The organism is Capnocytophaga sp. oral taxon 329 str. F0087, assembly GCF_000213295.2.
Classification (GTDB): domain Bacteria; phylum Bacteroidota; class Bacteroidia; order Flavobacteriales; family Flavobacteriaceae; genus Capnocytophaga; species Capnocytophaga leadbetteri_A.
On record NZ_KN390010.1, the window covers coordinates 29,499 to 32,214 of the forward strand.

At 37.3% G+C, this 2,716-nt stretch carries 2 protein-coding genes; one reads left to right on the top strand and one right to left on the bottom strand.

The window, feature by feature from the left end; all coding sequences use genetic code 11:
* A partial coding sequence (locus HMPREF9074_RS07145) for a beta-N-acetylhexosaminidase (protein WP_034540119.1) occupies nucleotides 1-1,394 on the top strand: 1,394 nt, incomplete at its 5' end.
* Between the two features lie 78 nt (nucleotides 1,395-1,472).
* Here the strand turns inward: HMPREF9074_RS07145 and HMPREF9074_RS07150 are convergent.
* Nucleotides 1,473-2,648, bottom strand: a complete 1,176-nt coding sequence (locus HMPREF9074_RS07150) for an alpha-hydroxy acid oxidase (protein WP_009389838.1) — start codon at nucleotides 2,646-2,648, stop codon at nucleotides 1,473-1,475.
* Nucleotides 2,649-2,716: the final 68 nt, after the last annotated feature.

Genomic DNA, 2,716 nt, shown 5'->3' on the forward strand with positions numbered 1-2,716 from the left:
ATTTCATAAAGAATATATTAGAAGAAGTTACTGAGATTTTTCCTTCACAATACATTCATATCGGAGGTGATGAATGCCCAAAAGTTAGTTGGAAAAAATGTCCTAAATGCCAAGCTAAAATTAAAGAATTAGGTATAAAAGGTGATGACAAGCACTCTGCCGAAGAGTATCTACAAAGCCACATAATTACATATGCTGAACAAGTATTAGCTAGCAAAAACCGTCGTATTATTGGTTGGGATGAAATCTTAGAAGGAGGATTAGCTCCTAATGCTACTGTAATGTCTTGGCGCGGCATCAGTGGTGCTATAGAGGCTGCTAAGTCTAACCACGATGCTATTATGACCCCTATGTCTTTCTGCTATTTTGACTTTTATCAAACTGACAAAGTTGATACTGAACCGCTTGCTATCGGAGGTTATGTACCTGTAGAACGTGTATATTCTTTCAATCCTTATCCTGATGCTCTTACTCCTGAACAACAAAAACATATCTTAGGGGTACAGGCCAATATCTGGACAGAATATATGAAAACCTTTAAACACGTAGAGTATATGGCTTTACCTCGCTATGCAGCTTTGGCTGAAGTACAATGGCATAACCCTAAAGACGCTAAAAACTATAGTGCTTTCTTACAACGACTTTTGCGTCTTATCAATATCTATCAGCTTGAGGGATATAACTACGCTAAACATATTTTCAATGTACGTGCTGAAGCAAAACCTGAAGTAGGTGATATAAAAGTCACTTTTTCTTGCCTTGAAAACACCCCTATCTATTACACTACTGATGGTACTGAACCTACTAAAAATGCTACAATATACACTCAACCACTAAAAATAACAAAAACTACAGACCTTAAAGCAAAGGCTTTTGGTAGTGAAGGTGAGAGCAGTTGGGGACAAAAGTTTATCTTCAACAAGGCTACTGTTCGCCCTATAACATTTCTTAGCAAGCCCACTCACAACTACACTTTCAACGGAGCTATCACTTTAGTGGATGGCCAGAGAGGAAATAAGAATTCGCGCTCAGGACAATGGTTGGGATTTAGTGAGGCTCCTTGTGAAGTAGTTATTACTTTGCCAGAGAATACCCCTATCAAGGAAGTATCTTTCAAATCTTTTATAGATACTGGTGATTGGATTTACCCTCCTACCCATTTTGAAGTACAAGGTTCTACTGATGGTAAAAACTACGAAACACTTGCTAAAGAAGATTACCAACTACCTACTAAACATTTTAGAGAAATAAAAGATTATAAACTTTCTTTTAAAGAAAAGAAAGTAACTTATCTGAAAGTTAAAATTAATGAGGTGAATAAAATACCTGCTTTTCATAACGGAGCTGCAGGGAAACCAGGTTTTTTATTTATTGACGAAATAGAAGTTAATTAATGGTTAAATTTTAATGGTTAATGAAAATAGGCTGTCTGAATATTCAGACAGCCTATTTTTTTATTATTTAGTATTTAACTACTTTTTGCTCGGTAGAGGGTAAGTACCTTCTACTAAGATACTGCTATCTACATCTTGTAAATTCCTATGACCTGAAAAAGCCATAGTAGTATCCATTTCATCATAAAGGATTTGTAGTGCACGAGTTACTCCTTCTTCACCATAAGCACCTAATCCGTATACAGGGGCACGTCCAAGCATAATACCACGAGCACCCATAGCCCACGCTTTTAACATATTCTGACCTGTATAGAAACCAGAGTCAATCCATACTTCTGTTTGACTACCTACCGCACTTACAATATCTGGAAGAGCTTTGATAGATGAAATAGTATCATCCATTTGGCGACCTCCGTGGTTTGATACGATAATGGCATCAGCACCGTACTTCACAGCATCCATAGCATCTTCAGGTGTCATAATACCTTTTAAGATGATAGGACCTCCCCATAATTCCTTTATTTCAGCAATATCTTTCCAACTAAGACTTGGGTCGAATTGTTCTTTCGTCCAAGAAGAAAGTGAAGAAAGGTCTGATACATTCTTAGCGTGTCCTGCTATATTGCGGAATGTCCAACGACGATTTCCGAAGATATAACGCATTCCCCAAGGAATTTTAGTAGAAAGGTTGATAATATTAGGAATCGTAAATTTAGGAGGGGTAGATAGACCATTTTTAATATCGCGGTGACGATTACCAAGTACTTGTAGGTCTACAGTTACCATTAAAGCTGAACATTTAGCTTCTTTAGCACGTCTGATAAGGTCTTTCATAAACTCGCGGTCGCGCATTACATATAACTGGAACCAGAAAGGCTCTACTCCTGCTTCTGCTAAGTCTTCAATAGAACAGATAGACATAGTAGATAGCGTAAATGGAATACCAAACTTTTGAGCCGCTTTAGCCATATGGATTTCGCCATCAGCCCACATCATACCCATAAAGCCTACTGGAGCAGTCATTGCAGGGAATTTCACCTTTTTGCCTAAAAGAGTGCTTTCGAGGGTACGATTATCCATATCAACCAATATTTTTTGCTTAAATTTGATAGGGTTGAAATCGGATACGTTATCGCGATAAGTCGCTTGTGTCCACGAACCAGTATCTACGTATTCGTAGAACATTTTGGGAACATTGCGTTTGCAAACTACACGCAAGTCCTCAATGTTTGTCATTTTTGTTAAATCTCTCATTTAATGAAGTTTTTTATAATTTGTTTTATTACTCCTTATAGCATTTCCTTTTGGTTAGAAAATCTATA

Coding starts and splice junctions, on each gene's coding strand:
- HMPREF9074_RS07150 (WP_009389838.1), bottom strand. CDS start 2,648: ATGAGAGATTTAACAAAAATGACAAACATTGAGGACTTGCGTGTAGTT.